Source organism: Nitrososphaerota archaeon (assembly GCA_029785825.1).
Lineage (GTDB): Archaea > Thermoproteota > Nitrososphaeria > Nitrososphaerales > Gagatemarchaeaceae > UBA183.
Map to the genome: position 1 here is coordinate 856,228 of JAFLYY010000001.1, position 16,742 is coordinate 872,969.

14 protein-coding genes and 2 pseudogenes are annotated in these 16,742 nt (G+C 65.3%); 10 read left to right on the plus strand and 6 right to left on the minus strand.

The window, feature by feature from the left end; all coding sequences use genetic code 11:
- The first annotated feature begins 43 nt into the window (after positions 1 to 43).
- The 8 genes from JRN21_04680 (at position 44) to JRN21_04715 (ending at position 10,256) form a co-directional block, all read left to right on the plus strand.
- Positions 44 to 1,087: an NAD(P)-dependent alcohol dehydrogenase gene (locus tag JRN21_04680; protein MDG6988605.1), complete on the plus strand. Its 1,044-nt coding sequence runs from the start codon at positions 44 to 46 to the stop codon at positions 1,085 to 1,087.
- A gap of 215 nt (positions 1,088 to 1,302) precedes the next feature.
- On the plus strand, positions 1,303 to 2,166 hold the full coding sequence (locus JRN21_04685) for a ParB/RepB/Spo0J family partition protein (protein MDG6988606.1): 864 nt from the start codon (positions 1,303 to 1,305) through the stop codon (positions 2,164 to 2,166).
- Between the two features lie 353 nt (positions 2,167 to 2,519).
- On the plus strand, positions 2,520 to 3,329 hold the full coding sequence (locus JRN21_04690; protein MDG6988607.1) for an Rrf2 family transcriptional regulator: 810 nt from the start codon (positions 2,520 to 2,522) through the stop codon (positions 3,327 to 3,329).
- Between the two features lie 55 nt (positions 3,330 to 3,384).
- On the plus strand, positions 3,385 to 5,670 hold the full coding sequence (locus tag JRN21_04695; GenBank protein ID MDG6988608.1) for a xanthine dehydrogenase family protein: 2,286 nt from the start codon (positions 3,385 to 3,387) through the stop codon (positions 5,668 to 5,670).
- Complete coding sequence (locus JRN21_04700) at positions 5,667 to 6,560, plus strand: xanthine dehydrogenase family protein subunit M (GenBank protein MDG6988609.1); 894 nt, start codon at positions 5,667 to 5,669, stop codon at positions 6,558 to 6,560. Before JRN21_04695 ends, JRN21_04700 begins: the two co-directional genes overlap by 4 nt.
- Positions 6,557 to 7,051, plus strand: a complete 495-nt coding sequence (locus tag JRN21_04705) for a (2Fe-2S)-binding protein (protein MDG6988610.1) — start codon at positions 6,557 to 6,559, stop codon at positions 7,049 to 7,051. The genes JRN21_04700 and JRN21_04705 overlap by 4 nt, the downstream gene beginning before the upstream one ends.
- Before the next feature lie 22 nt (positions 7,052 to 7,073).
- The gene (locus JRN21_04710) at positions 7,074 to 8,846 is read left to right on the plus strand and encodes an adenine deaminase (GenBank protein MDG6988611.1); all 1,773 of its coding nucleotides are present in this window, start codon (positions 7,074 to 7,076) and stop codon (positions 8,844 to 8,846) included.
- A gap of 75 nt (positions 8,847 to 8,921) precedes the next feature.
- Entirely contained in the window at positions 8,922 to 10,256 is a 1,335-nt protein-coding gene (locus JRN21_04715) for an amidohydrolase (GenBank protein ID MDG6988612.1), read from the plus strand.
- A gap of 50 nt (positions 10,257 to 10,306) precedes the next feature.
- On the opposite strand, the gene arcC is transcribed toward JRN21_04715, so the two are convergent.
- Complete coding sequence (gene arcC / locus JRN21_04720) at positions 10,307 to 11,302, minus strand: carbamate kinase (protein ID MDG6988613.1); 996 nt, start codon at positions 11,300 to 11,302, stop codon at positions 10,307 to 10,309.
- A gap of 182 nt (positions 11,303 to 11,484) precedes the next feature.
- Here arcC and JRN21_04725 point away from each other — a divergent pair, with 182 nt between their 5' ends.
- Entirely contained in the window at positions 11,485 to 12,261 is a 777-nt protein-coding gene (locus tag JRN21_04725; protein ID MDG6988614.1) for a hypothetical protein, read from the plus strand.
- A 48-nt stretch (positions 12,262 to 12,309) separates the two neighbouring features.
- Here the strand turns inward: JRN21_04725 and JRN21_04730 are convergent, their stop codons facing one another.
- The 4 genes and pseudogenes from JRN21_04730 to JRN21_04745 all read right to left on the minus strand — a co-directional run bounded on the left by JRN21_04730 (position 12,310) and on the right by JRN21_04745 (position 15,605).
- Complete coding sequence (locus JRN21_04730) at positions 12,310 to 12,765, minus strand: hypothetical protein (GenBank protein MDG6988615.1); 456 nt, start codon at positions 12,763 to 12,765, stop codon at positions 12,310 to 12,312.
- A 335-nt stretch (positions 12,766 to 13,100) separates the two neighbouring features.
- A complete protein-coding gene (locus tag JRN21_04735) occupies positions 13,101 to 13,580 on the minus strand; it encodes a methionine adenosyltransferase domain-containing protein (protein MDG6988616.1) in 480 nt (159 codons plus the stop codon).
- Between the two features lie 285 nt (positions 13,581 to 13,865).
- Positions 13,866 to 14,798 (minus strand): annotated as a pseudogene (locus JRN21_04740) (hypothetical protein).
- 18 nt (positions 14,799 to 14,816) lie between these two features.
- Positions 14,817 to 15,605 (minus strand): annotated as a pseudogene (locus tag JRN21_04745) (methionine adenosyltransferase).
- Between the two features lie 243 nt (positions 15,606 to 15,848).
- Here JRN21_04745 and JRN21_04750 point away from each other — a divergent pair.
- Positions 15,849 to 16,421, plus strand: a complete 573-nt coding sequence (locus JRN21_04750; protein MDG6988617.1) for a CBS domain-containing protein — start codon at positions 15,849 to 15,851, stop codon at positions 16,419 to 16,421.
- A 50-nt stretch (positions 16,422 to 16,471) separates the two neighbouring features.
- Here JRN21_04750 and JRN21_04755 read toward each other — a convergent pair whose 3' ends face one another.
- Complete coding sequence (locus JRN21_04755) at positions 16,472 to 16,693, minus strand: hypothetical protein (protein ID MDG6988618.1); 222 nt, start codon at positions 16,691 to 16,693, stop codon at positions 16,472 to 16,474.
- Positions 16,694 to 16,742: the final 49 nt, after the last annotated feature.

The window sequence follows — 16,742 nt, forward strand, 5'->3', positions numbered from 1 at the left end:
AGCTCGGATTTATCTTTGACTTGCGTCGAGGGCCTGTTTCTAGTTGAAGGCAGCCAGGCTGCATGAGTTCGGGAAACCGCTCTTGTGGGACGACGTCCCCATGCCTGAACTGCGAACCGGGTCCGACGTGGTTGTGAGGATAGCGGCCGCGGGACTTTGCCACACCGATCTTTCAGTGATGGACAGAGCCCTGCCAGACATCAAGGGGCGCTTTCCCCCGCTGCCGTTCATACTGGGACATGAGAACGCGGGCTACGTCCACGCGGTCGGCGATTCTGTCACCGGACTGAAGGTGGGAGACCCGGTGCTCGTCTACGGAGCCTGGGGGTGCGGCACCTGCGTGTTTTGCAGGAGAGGGGAGGAGCAGAGGTGCCCCGTGAGCCCGCTCACCCCCGGGATCAGCCCCGAATACCAGGGCGGCTTTGCCGAGTTCATGTACGTGCCGTCGTCCAGATATCTGCTGAAGGTCGAAGGCAACATGGAGGACCTCGCGCCTCTCACCGACGCGGGTCTGACTTCTTACAGGGCGGCGAAGAGGGTCCGAAGCCACCTCTCGCCCGGCTCATTCAGCCTCGTGATCGGCGCGGGCGGACTGGGACTCTACGCCCTGCAATATCTGCGGCTCTTCGGGTCAAGCACTGTGATCGCTGCCGACATAGCGGATGACAGACTCGCGCTGGCTGAGAGCTTCGGTGCGAGCGTCGCCTTGAACCTGAGCAAGGGTGATCCCGCAGAAAGGGTCGCCTCGGCGACCGGAGGCAGAGGAGTCAAGTCGGTCTTGGACTTCGTGGGGACAAGCGGGACCGCCGCTCTCGCGATGCGGGTGTTGTCCGCCGACGGCATCTACGTAGATGTCGGTCTTGGCGGCGGCACGCTGAGCGTCCCTTTGATCGACCTGATCCACTCGGAGTCCCTGATCACAGGGAGCATATGGGGCACCTATGAGGAACTCGCCGAAGCCTACGAGCTGCTGAAGTCCGGCAAGGTCAAGAGCACCGTGCAGAAGTTCAGGCTTTCCGACATCAACAGCGCGATAGCACAGATGCGGCGGGGAGAGCTGCTGGGCCGAGCCGTGTTGACCAGTTGACTGCGGCCCCTGGCATCAGAGGTTCAGCGCCGTCGCCTCCTGACCTCTCCCCTCGGCAGACTTCTCTACGACGCCCTCCGTAGGCGCCGGGGCTGGGTCAGAAAGAGCGTCGGGACCGCGCCGTGCGAGCCGTCCCCGGTCGAGACATGCGAAAGTCTCCTCTCTCGGCTTTTCGAAGTCACCTTATATGAGGAGCGCCGGCATCCTGAGCCGACGTGGCCCGACACGGGGCAGGGGAGTTCAGCTACGTTACTACCTACGAGGAGCTCGAGATGTCATTGCTCGTGTCCAGCCCCTTCCAGCCAAGGGAGGGGATAGGAGACATCGCCGAACTGGTGGAGTCGATCAAGGCGTCAGGGCTCATAGAGCCGATCGTCGTCCGGCCCAAGGCGAAGTACTTCGAGATAATCGCAGGGAACAGGCGGTATCACGCGTGCAGGAAACTGAACTTTCGCCGAATACCGGCGATAGTGGTGGAGATGTCAGACAAGGAAGCTTACGAAGCCGCCCTCGCCGAAAACCTTCAGCGCAAGACCCTGGACCCGATCGAGGAGGCCGAGTCGTTCAGAAGATACTGTGAGGACTATGGATGGGGCAGCCAGTCCGAGCTCGCGCGCCGCCTAGGCAAGTCGCAGGCCTACGTCGCCCACAGGCTGCGGCTGCTTTCTCTTCCGGAGAGCTTCAAGAGCGTGATCAGGGACGGCACCCTGAGCGCCAGTACGGCTGAAGAGATCAGTCGGCTGAAGGACTCGGAGCGCCAGAGAGAGATTCTCGAATCCGCCGTCAGGCACGAGATAACCCGGGACGATATCCGCGGGGCCGCAGCCTCCCAACCCGCAAGTCGAAACGAGACCTCGGCGCCCGACTGGCTCCAGACAACGCGACGGAATTGGAAAGACTCGGACGCGCTTATCATCGACAGGGCGATCCTTTCGCTCAAGGTGTCCATGGTCCGGATCGATTCGCTGCACGAGAGGGCGAGGAGCGACGCGTTGAAGAAGATCCTTCTGAGCAAGCGCATAGCCGTTCACCAACTGATTGACGAGCTGCTGAGCTACAAGAGGACCCGGGTCGCGTAGCATCACCGTCGCAGGGCCACGGGTGGTCCGCCGCGCTTCCAGATGCCTGAGGTCGCGCCCTCCTCGGTCCAGATTTCCGGGGCCCGCGGCTCGCGAATGCCCTCGGACCTGCTTCAGGTCGGGCCCTTAGTAGCATGCCACTAAATGGCGACCGCGCCGGGTCAGGCCGGGGCCTCGTCCGCGCTTGCCTTCTTGACGCAGGAGTGACAAGAGGCATATCAACTGCAGGACCGTCTAGCAGCGAATTAGCGCAGCTATGTGAATCTCTGCCGGTCAGCGCCCGGAGCAGCCTCGGCCGCATCGCCGCTCGCCATAAATCAAGGTCATGACGGAGCAACGAGGGTCGAACTGGCGTGACGCAAAGCCAAGTTGTTGACGACCTGATATCGTTCGGCCTTTCTCCGCTTCAGGCGGAGGCGTACGTTGCGCTCGCCCGGAGCGGCAAAGAGACCTCCACGTCGATGGCTCAGACGATCGGGATATCTGTGTCAGACGCTCGCAGGGTCCTCCACTCGCTGAGGAGGCTAGGGCTGGTCGAGGTGGAGCTTGGCCGGAACGACTACTTCTTGGCCGTCGCGCCGAAGAAGGCGCTACGGACCCTTCTCGACGCAAAAGAGACCGAGCTTCAGAACCTGAAGAGAGAGAGCGAAGCCCTCACCAGGCTGCTCGAGGACTCCAAGCGCAACAGGGGCACCGCGGATGAGGAGAGCTTCTTCAGGTTGGTATCGGGGAGCCTGGTCTTCAACCGGTGGGCTGACGCGATCCGTCGGGCAAAGACCAGGGTGATTAAGGTTGTCCCAGCCTACACTCTGAGTACGCACTTCAGAGAACTCTCGGACGCAGAGTCCGCCGCCGCGCGGAGAGTCGACGTGACGATCATATCAGAGATAACTGAGCAGAATCTCAGAACCGCTGAACAGTACTACCGCAAGGTCCCGTTCTTGCATGCGGACGGGTTGACGCCTTCGTTCAGATACCTGATCATAGACCAGTCAGAGGTATTCATGGGAGGGACGCCGCCGACCGAGTCCATCGAAGACCACGTCGTGATCTGGACCAACAACAGGGTGTTCGTCGACGCGTGCTCGACGCACTTCGAGTCGATCATGAGAGCAGCGCTTGACGGAGCGAAACGGATAGAGGTTCTAAAGCACGTTTCCTAGATTACACGATAAGATCCAGTAGGATTTAAAACTCTGCGGGGCCGCGCGGCCCGCCTTGGCGGTTCAAGAGCTCAAAGCCCCCCGCCGTCCGCCCGTGGCCACCACCCGGCTCGACGCGCTGGAGAAAGCCGCAGGCGAGACGAAGTACACGGGTGACAACGTCCACGAGGAAGCTCTCTACGTCAGGGTGGTCAGGTCCCCGCACCCCCACGCCCTGATAAGGCACATCGACGGCTCGGCGGCGGAGAAGGTCCAGGGGGTCGTCAGGGTCGTGACGGCCAGGGACGTCCCCGGCTCGAACTACATCGGGTATGTGGTCCCGGACAGGCCCCTGCTCTGCCACGACAAGGTCAGGTTCGTGGGGGACTCGGTCGCGCTCGTGGTGGCCGACGCCCCGGAGTCTGCAGAGCTCGGGGTGAGGGAGGTGAAGGTCGGATACGAGGAGCTCCCGGCCGTCCTCGACCCCCGCGAAGCGCTCCGTGAAGGCGCTCCGGCGATACACCCCGGGGGGAACCTGACCGCGAGGCAGCTGGTCAGGAGGGGGGACGCGGCGAAGGCCCTCGCTGAGGCGGACTTCGTGCTGCGCGGGACCTACAGCACGCCGGTCCAGGAGCAGGCGTACCTCGAGACGGAGGCGGCCTTGGCCTATCCGCGCAGCAAAGGGGTCACGGTCCTGGGGTCCATGCAGAACCCGTTCATGGTGAAGAAGGCCGTCGCGACAGTGCTGGGGGGCGCGGCGCCCGACGTCCGCGTCATACAGGCGCCCACCGGGGGCGGGTTCGGAGGGAAGCAGGACGCACCTGACGAGGTCTGCTCGATGGCGGCCCTCGGCGCCTGGCTGACCAAGAAGCCCGTCTTCCTGGCGTTCTCCAGGAAGGAGTCGACGGCGTTCCATCCCAAGCGCCACCCGATGGTCTTCGAGAGGGAGATGGGTGTCACTTCCGGCGGCAAGATAACGGCGGTCAGGGCCAGCATACTCTCCGACGGCGGAGCCTACGCCTCGCTGAGCGAACGCGTGCTCTTCGTGGCCACCACCGTGGCGGCCGGCCCGTATGAGGTGCCTAACGTGCACGTGGACGGCTCGGTGGTCTACACCAACAACGTCCCCATGGGCGCCTTCCGAGGGTTCGGGAAGCCGCAGGCGGTCTTCGCGGCGGAGCTGCAGATGGACGAAGCGGCGGAGAAGCTCCGGATGGACCCTGCCGAGTTCAGGCTCCGCAACATCCTCAGGAGGGGGTCGGCCACGCCCACGGGGCAGACCCTGACTGGCGGGGTCGGGCTGGAGGAGTGCCTAGTTCAGGCGAGGGCCGCGTCCGGGTGGGAGAGAAGGCGCACGGCCGGCCGGGGGACGGGCGCGAAGAGGCGCGGGGTCGGGATGGCTTGCGCGATCCACCCTGAGGGGCTCACGGGGGAGGCCGACGCGGCGACGGCGTCGGTCGAGGTCGCGTCCGACGGGCGCGTGATAGTGAAGACGAGCCTGACCGAGTACGGGCAGGGGATCCACACCGGCTTCGTCCGCATAGTCTCGAAGGCGCTCGGGACGAGCCCGGAGAGGGTGTCGATCCAGAACCCCGACACGGACCTGGTCCCCGACACCGGTCCCACCGTGGCTTCCCGGAGCACTGTCTTCGGAGGGAAGGCGGTCCTCCTCGCGGCGGAGAAGATCAGGGAGACGCTGTCGAAGGCCGCGTCCGAGATGCTCTCCTCCTCCGCCGGGGAACTTGTCTTCGAGGACGACGTAGTCAGGGGCCGGGGCAGAGAAGCGACGTTCGACGACGTCGTCTCCGAGTGTTTCAGGAGAGGGATGAAGCTGAGCGAAGAAGGGAGGGTGGTGAAGCCGATGCCGTTCTGGGACAAGGAAGCCGGCCGCGGAGACCTGGCGCCGTCCTACTGCTTCGCCGTCCACGTGGCCGAGGTCGAGGTGGACGTGGAGACGGGGAAGGTGGACGTGGTGAACTACACCGCGGCCCACGAGTCCGGGAAGGTCATAACGCGGGACCAGTTCGAGAGCCAGGTCATCGGAGGGGTGGCGCAGGGGCTGGGCTACGCCCTGATGGAGGAGCTCATCCTGAAAGACGGGGTGATAAGGAACAAGACGTTCCTCGACTACCACATCCCCACCGCGGCCGACGTCCCCGACGTCAAGGTCCTGGTGGTCGAGGAGCCCGACGAGTTCGGTCCGTTCGGGGCGAAGGGGATCGGAGAGGGGGGGCTCGAGCCCGTGGCCGGGGCGGTCGCCAACGCGCTTTACGACGCGCTCGGGTTCCCTATCCGCAGATTCCCGTTCACCCCCGAGAGAGTCTCGGACGCCATCGAGGAGGCGGGGAGGCGGCGGGGATGAGGCCGTTCCAGTACCTGGCCCCCTTCCCGAGCTTCCGGTACCTGGCGCCGAAGAGCGTCGCAGAGCTGCTGGAAGCCCTGGACGGCGAGGGGAAGGGGTCGGTTGTCATAGCGGGCGGGACAGACGCCATGATAGCCCTGAAGGAGCGGACGACGGCGCCGGAGACGGTCGTCGACATCAGCCGCCTCGGCAGGGAGCTGGGAGGGATACGGAAGGACGGGGAGACGCTGCGCATCGGCGCCCTGACGACGTTCGCGGAGATAGAGGCCAGCCCGCTGGTCGACAGGTTCGCGACGGCGCTGAAGACAGCCGCGGCAAACGTGGGGACCCTGCAGATCAGGAACCTGGCCACGGTCGGCGGCAACCTCGCCACGGCCTCCCCGGCAGGAGACTCGGCCCCCCCTCTGATAGCCCTGGGGGCGCGCGTGAAGCTCTTGAGCAGGTCGGGCGAGAGGACGATCCCGGTCGAGGCCTTCTTCACCGGGGTCAAGAAGAACGCCCTCCACGGAGGGGAGATAGCGGCCGAGGTCGTCGTGCCGGCGCGGGAGGGGGTCTCGAGCGCCTGGGCGAGGGCGGCCGTAAGGAACGAGAACGCGCTGTCCACCGTCTCGGTGGCGGTCTCGGCGTCCATCGCGGACGGAAGGTTCGGGGAGAGCAGGGTGGCGCTGGGGGCCGTCGCGCCCACCCCCGTGCTCGCGGAAAGGAGCTCCAAGCTGATGACGGAGAGCGGTGCCACGGCGGAGAAGGCCGAGGAGGTCGCGGCGCTCGCCGCGGAAGAGGCAAGGCCGATAACCGACATAAGGGCCAGCGCCGCCTACAGGAAGCGCCTGGTCTTCGTGCTCACCAGGAGGCTCATCGACGGGCTCCTCTCGGAGGCGGGCGCCGCATGACGGGCGAGGTCAAGGTTAGGTTCAGGCTGAACGGCGAGGACGTGGCCGCTGAGATCGAGCCGAACCAGACGCTCTGCGACTACCTGCACGACGTGGCGGAGAAGACGGGCGTGAAGAAGGGGTGCGACACCGGCGAGTGCGGAGCGTGCACCGTCCTGATGGACGACAAGCCTGTGACGTCCTGCCTCGTCCTCGCCCCCCAGGTCGACGGCCGGGACGTGGTCACGGTCGAGGGGCTCGGGACGAAGTCACGACCCAACCCCGTCCAGCAGGCCTTCGCCGCGATGGACGCCGTCCAGTGCGGTTACTGCATCCCAGGGATGATCGTGACGCTGTCATGGATACTCGAGCACGCGCCCCGGGCCTCCGACGGCGAAATCAGGCGCCTGATGTCAGGGAACCTCTGCAGATGCACCGGGTACCTGCAGCAGGCAGAGGCGCTGAAGAGGGCGGCGGCCGACGGCGCCCCGGAACCGCACGAGGCTTATTAGGTCCTGGCTAGAGCGGCCGTCAATGACCGTCGGGGTGCGCGAGTATGTGGAAGCGGCCCTGGGGAAGCGCCCGCTGACGCTGCTGATCGAGGGCGCGAACCTCGTCAACGTGAACACCGGGGAGATCTACCCGGCTTCCATAGGTTCCTACGGGGACAGGATAGTCTACGTCGGCGCCGACGGGAAGGCGCCGCCTGCCGCGGAGGTCGTCAACGCCAGGGGGGCCTACGCCATCCCCGGCTTCATAGACACCCACCTGCACGTGGAGAGCACGATGCTGACCCCGGCGAGGTTCGCGGAAGCTGTCATCCCCCACGGGACGACCACGGCGGTCGCCGACCCCCACGAGATCGCCAACGTCCTCGGCAAGGAGGGGGTGAGGATGATGGTGGATAACGCGAAGGGGCTCCCGATGAAGCTGTACTTCCTGGCGCCCACCTGCGTCCCCGAGTCCCCGGCGGCCACGTCGGGGGCCGAGATATCCCCCGCCGACATCGAGGAGATGGTCTCCTGGGAAGGGGTCGCAGGCCTGGGAGAGGTGATGGACTTCGACGCCGTGCTCGCCATGACCCCCAAGATGGAGGAGATACTGGAGATCGGTAGGAGGGGCGGGCTGTTCACCGACGGCCACAGCCCCCTGCTCTCCGGCCGGGAGCTTTCGGGTTACATGGCCGCCGGCCCCGACTCGGACCACGAGAACTTCACCGTGGAGTCGATGCTGGAGAAGCTCCGCGCCGGGATGTACGTGAAGCTCCGGCCGCCGTACGTGGCGAACACCAAGAGGTTCGTCGCCGCCCTGAAGGGGCTCCCCGCGCCCTGGAACGTCATCCTGGTCACGGACGACGTGATGCCCGACAACCTGGAGCGCCTTGGCCACCTGGACTACAGCTGCAGGTCGTTCATAGAGGCGGGGATGGACCCCATCGAGGCGATCAGGAGCTGCACGCTCAGGCCCGCGCAGCACGTCAGGATGCCCCATCTGGGAGCGCTGTCCCCGGGGAAGGCGGCCGACGTGGTCCTCGTCGACGACCTGAAGAAGCTCAGGGTCCAGGCCGTGGTCTCGGATGGCGCCCTGGTCGCGAAGGGAGGGAAGATGCTGTCACACCGGACCCCCAGGCCCTTCGACAGGAGGGCCCTGGACACGATGAAGACGGGGACGCTCGGCCCCGACGACTTCGTGGTGAAGCCTCCGGTAGCGGACGGGGCGGTGACGGTCAACGCCATAGACTTCGGCCTGCTCCGTAGGCCCAAGGACCCCGCCGAGGCCTTCATGAAGTCGGTCCTCACCACCCTGACCAGGGTCGAGGTGAGGGCGGAGGGGGGCGTCCTGAAGCTCGGCGACCTGGCGGCGGTGCTGGTCTTCGACAGGCACCGGGGCGTCAAGCGGCGCTCCTTCGGCTTCGCCAGGAACCTCATGAGGAGCGGCGCCATCGCCTCGTCGATAGCCCACGACGGGCACAACCTGGTCGTGATGGGGAAGGACCAGAGGGACATGCAGGCCGCCGCGGAGAGGGTCGCGAGGGGGAAGGGCGGGATCGCCGCAGTCGACTCGAGACCCCTCGCGTTCGTAGACCTCCCCGTGGCCGGGCTGATGTCGGAGGAGGGGCTGGGCCCGGTCTCGAAGAAGATGCGGGGGCTGAGGTCGGCGTTCGAGAAGATGGGGGTCATAGACCACCCCTACATGCCGGTGGTGGCGCTCCTGACGCTGTCCGTCATACCTCACGCGAGGATCACGGACAAGGGCATATACGACGTGGACGGCCGGCGGTTCGTGGAGCCGTTCGTCCCCCGGTGAGAACCCTTAGATTGTGAAGGAGCGGGGGCCCCCGCCTTGGGTTCGGTGCTGATAGAAGGAGGGACCGTGGTGACCATGGACCGCGCCCGCAGGACGCTGGAGGACGCCTCCGTGCTCGTGGAGGACGGGAAGGTCGCGGCGGTGGGGCCGAGGGGGTCGGTCGGAGGGAAGGGGGCAGAGGAGAAGATAGACGCCCGGGGGATGGCGGTGATACCGGGCCTCGTGGACACGCACCTGCACCTGGCCCAGAGCCTGATCAGGGGGTACGCGGACGACCTGTCTCTGATCGGGTGGCTGAGGGAGCGGGTCTGGCCGATGCAGGGGAACTTCTCGAAGGAAGACGGGAGGGCGAGCGCCCGGCTCTCCCTGCTCGAGATGATGAAGAGCGGGACCACCTCCTTCGTCGGGGTGGACGTGGTCTCCAGGTACGGGTTCGAGGGGATAGCGGAGGAGGTCTCCGCGTCGGGGATGAGAGGCGCCCTGGCGAAGTCGATAATGGACAGCGGGAGCTACGGCGGGGAGAAGAGCATAATGCACCCGGGGCTGGTCGAGGAAAAAGGGGAGTCCCTGGCGGAAGCGAAGGCCATGGCCGGGAGATGGAACGGGGCCAGGGACGGCCGGGTGAAGATCTGGCTCGCGCCCCGGTCCCTGGGAGGGTGCAGCCGCGGCCTCTACGAAGAGGTGGCCGAGCTCGCGGTCCGCCTGAAGACAGGGGTCACCATGCACCTGGGCGAGGTCAAGGAGGACGTCAGGTACGCCAAGGAGGCGTTCGGGATGACGCCGGTGGAGTTCGCGGAAGCCGTCGGCCTCGTCGGGCCCCACGTCCTCTTCGCGCACATGGTCTGGGCGGACGACAGGGAGATCGGCCGGCTGGCCGCTACGAAGACCAACGTGGCGCACAACCCCTCGTCCAACCTCAAGCTGGCCTCGGGGATCCCGCGGGTCCCGGAGATGCTCGAGGCGGGGGTGAACGTCGGCCTCGGGTGCGACGGGGCGCCGTGCAACAACAGCTACGACATGGTCAGGGAGATGAAGCTCGCTGCCATCATCCAGAAGGCGAGGCTGCTCGACCCGACCGCCATGCCCGCACAGAGGGTGCTCGAGATGGCCACCGTCGGCGGGGCGAGGGCCATGGGGACCGAGAGGGACGTGGGCTCCATCGAGGTCGGGAAGAAAGCGGACCTGGTGCTGGTCGACCTCCGCAAGCCCCACCTCACCCCCCACCCGAACGTCGTCTCGAGCGTCGTCTACTCGGCGATGGGGAGCGACGTGGACACAGTGATGGTGGAGGGGAAGGTCATAGTGAAGGGGGGGTCGAGCCTGACCCTCGACGAAAGCGCCGTGATCCGCGAGGCTAACGAGAGGGCCGCCGACCTGGCAGAGCGGAGCGGCATAAGACCAGGGACATAGGCAAGGGCTGGCTCGGCCCGGGGCGCGGGCCCGCGAGCCAGGACGACATGTCAGGGCTTGCTTCTGCCTTCTTCCGCCGGGGCTGGATCCGGGACGATCCGGGTCCCCGAACCGCCTTGCAGCGCCTCGACCGCCTTCCTGACCGAGGCTATGACCCCGAGGGCGCCTCCCTGCTCGACAAACCGCACGCAGGCCAGCACCTTGGGGCCCATGCTGCCAGCGGCGAAGTGCCCTTCGCCGGCGTACCGCCGGGCTTCGCTCGCCGTCATCCTGTCGATCCCCCTCTCGCCTGGCTTTCCGTAGTCGAGCTTCACCTTCTCCACGTCGGTGAGGATGAGGAGGACGTCGGCGCCCACGGCCTCGGCGAGCTTCTCGGCCGCGAGGTCCTTGTCCACCACCGCGTCGACCCCCCGCAGCCTCCCCCTGCGGTCGGAGACGACCGGTATCCCGCCTCCCCCAGAGGCGACCACTATGGCCCCCGACCTCACCAGGGTCGAAAGGAGCCCTGCCTCGACGATCTCTATGGGCTCCGGGGAGGGGACGACCCTCCTGAAGGCCGTCCGGCCGCGGGGTTTCACTCGCCTGACGACATATCCCCTCTCCTCGGCGAGCCTTTTTGCGGTCCTCTGATCATAGAACGGGCCTATCGGCTTGGTCGGGGCACCGAACGCCCCGTCTTTGGCGTCGACCAGCACCTGGGTCACGATGGAGACCACCGGGCGGGCGATCGAACCCTCCTTCAGCGCGTTCCCCATCTCCCTCTGCAGCAGATAGCCGATCTGGCCCTGGGTCATCGAGTCCAGGACGTGCAGAGGTTGAGGCGGCACGTCCGCAGCCGAAAGCTCCTGCTGCAGCGCCAGGTTTCCGACCTGCGGGCCGTTCCCATGGGTGAGGACCACCTCGTGGCCCGCCCTGACGATCTCGAGGACCTGCCGCGACGCGGCGAGCACGTTCCGGACCTGGACCTCGTACACGCCCTGCTGCGCTTCGCCGTCGAGCGCGTTCCCCCCCAGAGCGACGACGACCCTCAACCCGAGGAGCCCCAGGAGCCTGTCATTGCCGCCAGTGCGCCTCCCTTGATAGTTAAGCCCTTGTCGCCGCCGGGCCGGCGACGGGGGGGTGCGCCACGGCAGGAGGGCGTGGCGGACGGGGCCCGTCTCTCTGCACCCCGCAAATGCCCGTTTTTGTTGACAAATGTTAAATCAAAGCGCGCGAAGTCGAATGCAAGGTGTCGTCAGACCCCTTCGCACCCAGGTTCCTCATGGCTACGAGGCCCCCCGGGGACGACGTTTACGAGCTCTTCGTGAGAGGGACGGACGTCATCGGGGCGGTGAACAAGATCACCGGCATCCTCAGCGACAAGGGGGTGAACTTCGCGTCGCTGCACGGCCAGTTGGACGAGGACGGGAAGACGTTCGTCAACGTCTTCTTCTGCGCGATGGGGGGCGCGAAGCTGTCCCCCGAGGACCTGAAGAAGAAGGTGGAGAAGCTCCCCTTCGTCACCGAGGTCCGCCTGGAGCCCATGAAGGGAGGGATGTACGAGAAGTTCATGTTCCCTCTGAAGGCGATGTTCGCCGGCAGGGTCCTCACCGTGGGGGCGAGCGCCTTCGCTGACATGGAGGACAGGCTCACGGAGATATTCGGGAGCGCAGGGGGGACGATGGCCTACGAGCAGGGGAAGGCATACGCCGAGTCCACAATCGCAGACCTCAGGAAGTACATGGAGAGGGTGGACGCCCGGTGGGACCTGGCCAACATCCAGGACCTGTTCAGGGCGGAGGGGTGGGGGGTAGTGCGGATAACAGAGACAGGCACGGGGTACGAGGTGTCCGTGAAGCGGCCTCCGGTGGGGAAGAAGGAGGAGGGGCCCGGGAGGTTCGTGGTCGGGATGATAGTCGGGATGCTGGAACATTACGGGAAGGGGCACATGGCGGCGGAGCCGGTCCGCAGCGACTCCGCAGGGGAGAAGTTCGTCTTCACCGTCAGGAAGGCCAGGCGGGGCTGAGCCCCGGACCGCAGGCTGGAACCGTCTCGTCCGCGTCCTTACGGCAGGCTATGCGGCGGCGTCCTGGACAGGAAGGGGGGCTTCGCCGTGCAGGAAGTAGTCCCTGATCGACCGCCTCTCCAGGTAGAAGACCAGGGCCCCTGAAGCCACGACGTACAGGAGCCCGGCCTGCAGCTCCGTGTAGTCTCCGTAGGTCGCGACGAAATACGAGCCGAATCCGACATAGAAGACCATGTATGCGACGCTGAAGTAGGTCCCCGCCGTCAGCCCCCACCTCTCGCCCCTCCAGACCCCGTAGGCGACGGGGACGGCGGCTGCGCCGACCGCCATGAGTATGCCGAAGTAAGAATAGAAGTCAGGGAAGCCGATGGGCGAGAGCCCCAGCGAGGAAGTGAAGGCGTAGATCTGCTGCAGGTAGCTCGCCGCGCTGGCGAAGGTCACCACCCCCGCGGTGGCTACCGCGGTGGCTAGGAGGGTCAGCCCCCGAGGCTTCGCGCCGGACAACGGAGGGTCTTCCCCGTGCATCTAGTTAAGGGTCGTTGACGCGAAGACGGGGCGACGGCCGGGGCAAGGCGTCAGGGTGATGATTGAGGTTATTTGCCGCGTCATAACGGGCGTTAATATTCAGGGATGCACCCTCGAGGGCGCCGTCGCTCCTCCCCCTCAGACCGTAGGACCAATGTTTATCGGGGCGCGGCCTGCCATGGGAGGGGTGACCAGGACCGGCCGCTATCTCGCCCTCGCAGCGGCGGCGCTCACTATCGCGGAGCTCGCGATAATCGTGTTCGCGGTGCTCCCTCCGCTGTCGCACTTCATCCGCCTCCCCTGAGGGGGCGCAGCTACGCGAGCTTCCTCTTGAGCAGGGCGGCCCTGTCGGTCCTCTCCCAGGTGAAGTCTGGGTCGTCCCGGCCGAAGTGGCCGTAGCATGCGGTCTTCCTGTAGATGGGCCTGAGGAGGTCGAGCTCCTTGATGATCATCCCCGGCCGCATGTCGAAGACAAGGCTCGCGGCGTCGGCTATCTTCTCGTCGTCGGCCTTCCCTGTCCCCAGGGTGTCGACCATGAAGGAGACGGGCTTGGCCACGCCTATGGCGTAGGCTATCTGCACCTGGCACTTGGCGGCGAGGCCCGCGGCCACCACGTTCTTCGCTATGTACCTGGCCATGTAGCTCCCGGAGCGGTCCACCTTGGTGGGGTCCTTGCCTGAGTTGTGGACGACGAAACCGTTGGCCGTGAAGGTCTGGGAGCCAGGGACGCTGATGTCGAACACGTGGTTTACGGACGGGGCGGTCAGGTCCACCCGCGAGTAGTAGTGTCCCATTTCGTAGAGGTATTCGAGGTATGCGAGGTCGTCATCTCCCCGCAGGAGGGCCCCATAGGCGTCGAGGAACTCCCTGAGTTTGGCGTAGGTGAGCTGCCTGGTGGCCTTCCCTCTTGACGCGCGCGTGAAGCGGCCGATCTTGACGGCATCCTCCCTCTGGACCTCCAGGGGGAGTTTCCTCCAGAGGCGGGTTATCCTCTCCCGCTGGTTCGGCACCGCCTGGACGTCGTCCTTCTTCGAGTAGTCGAGGCTGGCCGAAGTCTTGCGCTTGCTGGGGAGCCCGAAGCCGATCTCATTCTGGAAGACACGCACCGATTCTGCCCCCTTCACCCGAAGCCTGTAGGCGCGACGTCTGCTGGTGGCCTTGCGCCCGCCGATTTCGGACGCGTGCCCCTCGCGACCGACTGGCGCCACGGAAGAGACGATGCCGAAGCTCAGGAGCAGGGCCTGGACGTTCGAGATGAGGCTCCTCGAAGTCGAGCCGAACCGGATGTCGGCCGAAGCCTTGTGCCTTCCTGTCCTTCCGACTCTTCCGTCGGTGTCGAACAGACCCCTCAAGAAGGCGGCTACGATCTTCTTCGGGGCACCGAAGATCGCGGCGGGGACGTCCTTCTCCCACGCGGGGCTCTCGTCGACCCCCAGGTATCCGAGATAAGCTCGAAGCTCAACGCCTGCCATCTGCCACCAGCGGCCGAGAATCTTCCCCCTGTCGCCGAACAGGCGCAAGGAGAGATCCTGTACGACCCTTCTCGTCTCCGGGTCGGGGACGCAGACTTCTATGGCGTCGTACCTCTTGCAGTAGCCGTCTCCGATGAGGAGCCCCATGAGGTAGGCGAAGTCTTCCGTAAGGGTCTTCGGCAGACTGACGCTGTTGCGTCTCCTGGTTCCCTGCTTGTATGAATAGGCGAACTTGCTCAGGTCGACGTCGGGCCCGAAGATCCTGTTCCTTCTCTGGATAGCGACGAAGTCCCCTTTCTTCAGAGAGTCCAGCTTCTTCCATTCGTAGTTCCCTCTTTCGTCGATCACGCGGACGAGCTGGTGTTCTGACCCTTCCAGCTCATACCCGTCCTCCGTCGCCACCCGAACGGTGTTCATCACGCCGTTGTCGAACCACTCGTTCGCCAGCATGGGGTGGGTGTCGGTCTTCACGATCAGCGTAGAGTCGACCTTTCCGCTGAGGTCTTCGAGCCGCGACAGCCCCCCGAGATGGTTGACCATCGCGTCTCCCGTGATGCAGTAACACCCTCCTCCGTGGGCGCCGAACCCCCCGTAGGTGTCCACTATGATCTTCCGCCCTGTCAGCCCCGAGTCCGCCAGGGTGCCGCCTATGACGAAGCGGCCCGTCCCGTTGACTATGAACTTCGTGTCCTTGTCGATCAGGTTCTTGGGGACCACCTGCTTCACCACCTTCTCGACCACGTCTTTCTTCACCTGCTCCTCGCCGACGCTCTCGTTGTGCTGCGCGGCGACGACCACGGCGTCCACCCGCTGGGGGCTCCCGTCGTCGTACTCCACCGTGACCTGGGACTTGCCGTCCGGCCTGAGGTAAGGCAGGATCCCCTGGTGCCTGGCGTCAGCCAGCCTCTTCACTATCCCGTGCGACAGCGTTATGGGGAGCGGCATCAGCTGTTCGGTCTCCCTGGTCGCGTATCCGAAGACCAGCCCCTGGTCCCCTGCCCCTATCTCCTCGATGGGCCTGTTTACCCCCATGGCTATGTCCGGGGACTGCTCCTCGATGGAGGTGAGCACCCCGCAGGTCTCCCAGTCGAGGCCGTCTCGGGCGTTGTTGAATCCGATGTCCTTGAGGACCCCCCGGACCACGTTCTTCACGTTGACGTAGGCCCTGGTGGTGACCTGGCCGGTGACTATGACGGTCCCCTGCATGATGAGGGTCTCGGCGTCGACCCTCGCCTTCTTGTCCTGCCTCAAGATGTCGTCGAGGATCGAATCGGATATCTGGTCCGCCACTTTGTCAGGGTGGCCTTCGGCAACGCTTTCGGAGGTGAACAGGTGATGCCTGGCCATGTGGGCAGGTCTCCGGCACGGCGTTAAATATACTACTGGCAGGATTATTCCCATGTGAATAGGGCCCTCGCCCCCGCGACCGTTCAGGCTTGCTTGCTCAGTCCGCCGTCGCTCACTGTCCAGCCCCTTCGGAGACCGCCTGGGGTGGACCTGGTCGCGGATGGTGGTCGTCTTGACAGGCGTGGCAACCACGCCCTTCCAATCGGATAAATAGCATGTTGGCGCGGTTATTCCCGTAAGAATATGTCGTCAGCCCTGATAGAGCCGAAGCAGCTGAAGAAGGTCCGGAACCAGCTCGGATACACCCAGGTGAGGCTGGCCAGGGAGGCAGGGGTCAGCCAGTCGATAATCGCCAAGATAGAAGCGGGGTCGGTGGACCCGACCTACAGCACCCTGGCCGCCTTGTCGAGGGCGCTGAACTCAGTCACCCAAGCCAGGGTCAGGAAGGCGGGAGAGGTGATGTCTTCGCCGGTGGTGGGAGTGCAGGAGGACGCCAGGCTGAGGGAGTGCGCCGCGCTGATGAAGCGGGAAGGGTTCTCCCAGGTCCCCGTGTTCTCGGGGGAGCGCATCGTCGGGACCATCACCGACAGCCACGTCATGGACCTGCTGGCGGCGGCCCAGGACCCCAAGAAGGTCCTCGACGAGAAGGTCAAGGACCACGTCCAGCCTGCCTTCGCGGTGGTGGGGAAGGACACGCCGGTGGACGCGCTCTTCTCGCTATTCAAGTACCTCCCGGCGGTCCTGGTGGAGTCAGGGGAGAAGGTGCAAGGCATAGTGACGAAGATAGACCTGATGGCCGCTGCCGGGTCGGAGTAACACTCCCCCTCTTCGCTGCCGCAGAGGCCGCGCGAGACCTGAGGGCTCCTTCAGAGGTACCCTAGCGCCTTCAGCCTCGCCTTGATCTCTTCGAGGTCCTGGCTGGTGAAGGGCTCCGGGGCCTGCCTCGACTCGTGCATCGCCACCACCTCGCGGAGGACGTAGGTGACGTAGTCTGACACCGACTTGAACCCCGTCTTCTCCCCGATGACCTTCTCGAGCCTCTTGTGCAGGGTCTGAGGGATGGAGACGGTGGTGTACTTCGTAGGCAACTTCCTGACGGGGCAGGCTGCAGTTACATATAATTAAGCTTCCCCGGAC

What these genes read in the sequence shown, in the direction of transcription:
- JRN21_04700 (MDG6988609.1), top strand. Translation starts at nt 5,667, where the DNA reads ATGAGGCCGTTCCAGTACCTGGCCCCCTTCCCGAGCTTCCGGTACCTG.
- JRN21_04705 (MDG6988610.1), top strand. Translation starts at nt 6,557, where the DNA reads ATGACGGGCGAGGTCAAGGTTAGGTTCAGGCTGAACGGCGAGGACGTG.
- JRN21_04710 (MDG6988611.1), top strand. Translation starts at nt 7,074, where the DNA reads ATGACCGTCGGGGTGCGCGAGTATGTGGAAGCGGCCCTGGGGAAGCGC.
- JRN21_04715 (MDG6988612.1), top strand. Translation starts at nt 8,922, where the DNA reads ATGGACCGCGCCCGCAGGACGCTGGAGGACGCCTCCGTGCTCGTGGAG.
- JRN21_04735 (MDG6988616.1), bottom strand. Translation starts at nt 13,580, where the DNA reads ATGGGACACTACTACTCGCGGGTGGACCTGACCGCCCCGTCCGTAAAC.
- JRN21_04750 (MDG6988617.1), top strand. Translation starts at nt 15,849, where the DNA reads ATGTCGTCAGCCCTGATAGAGCCGAAGCAGCTGAAGAAGGTCCGGAAC.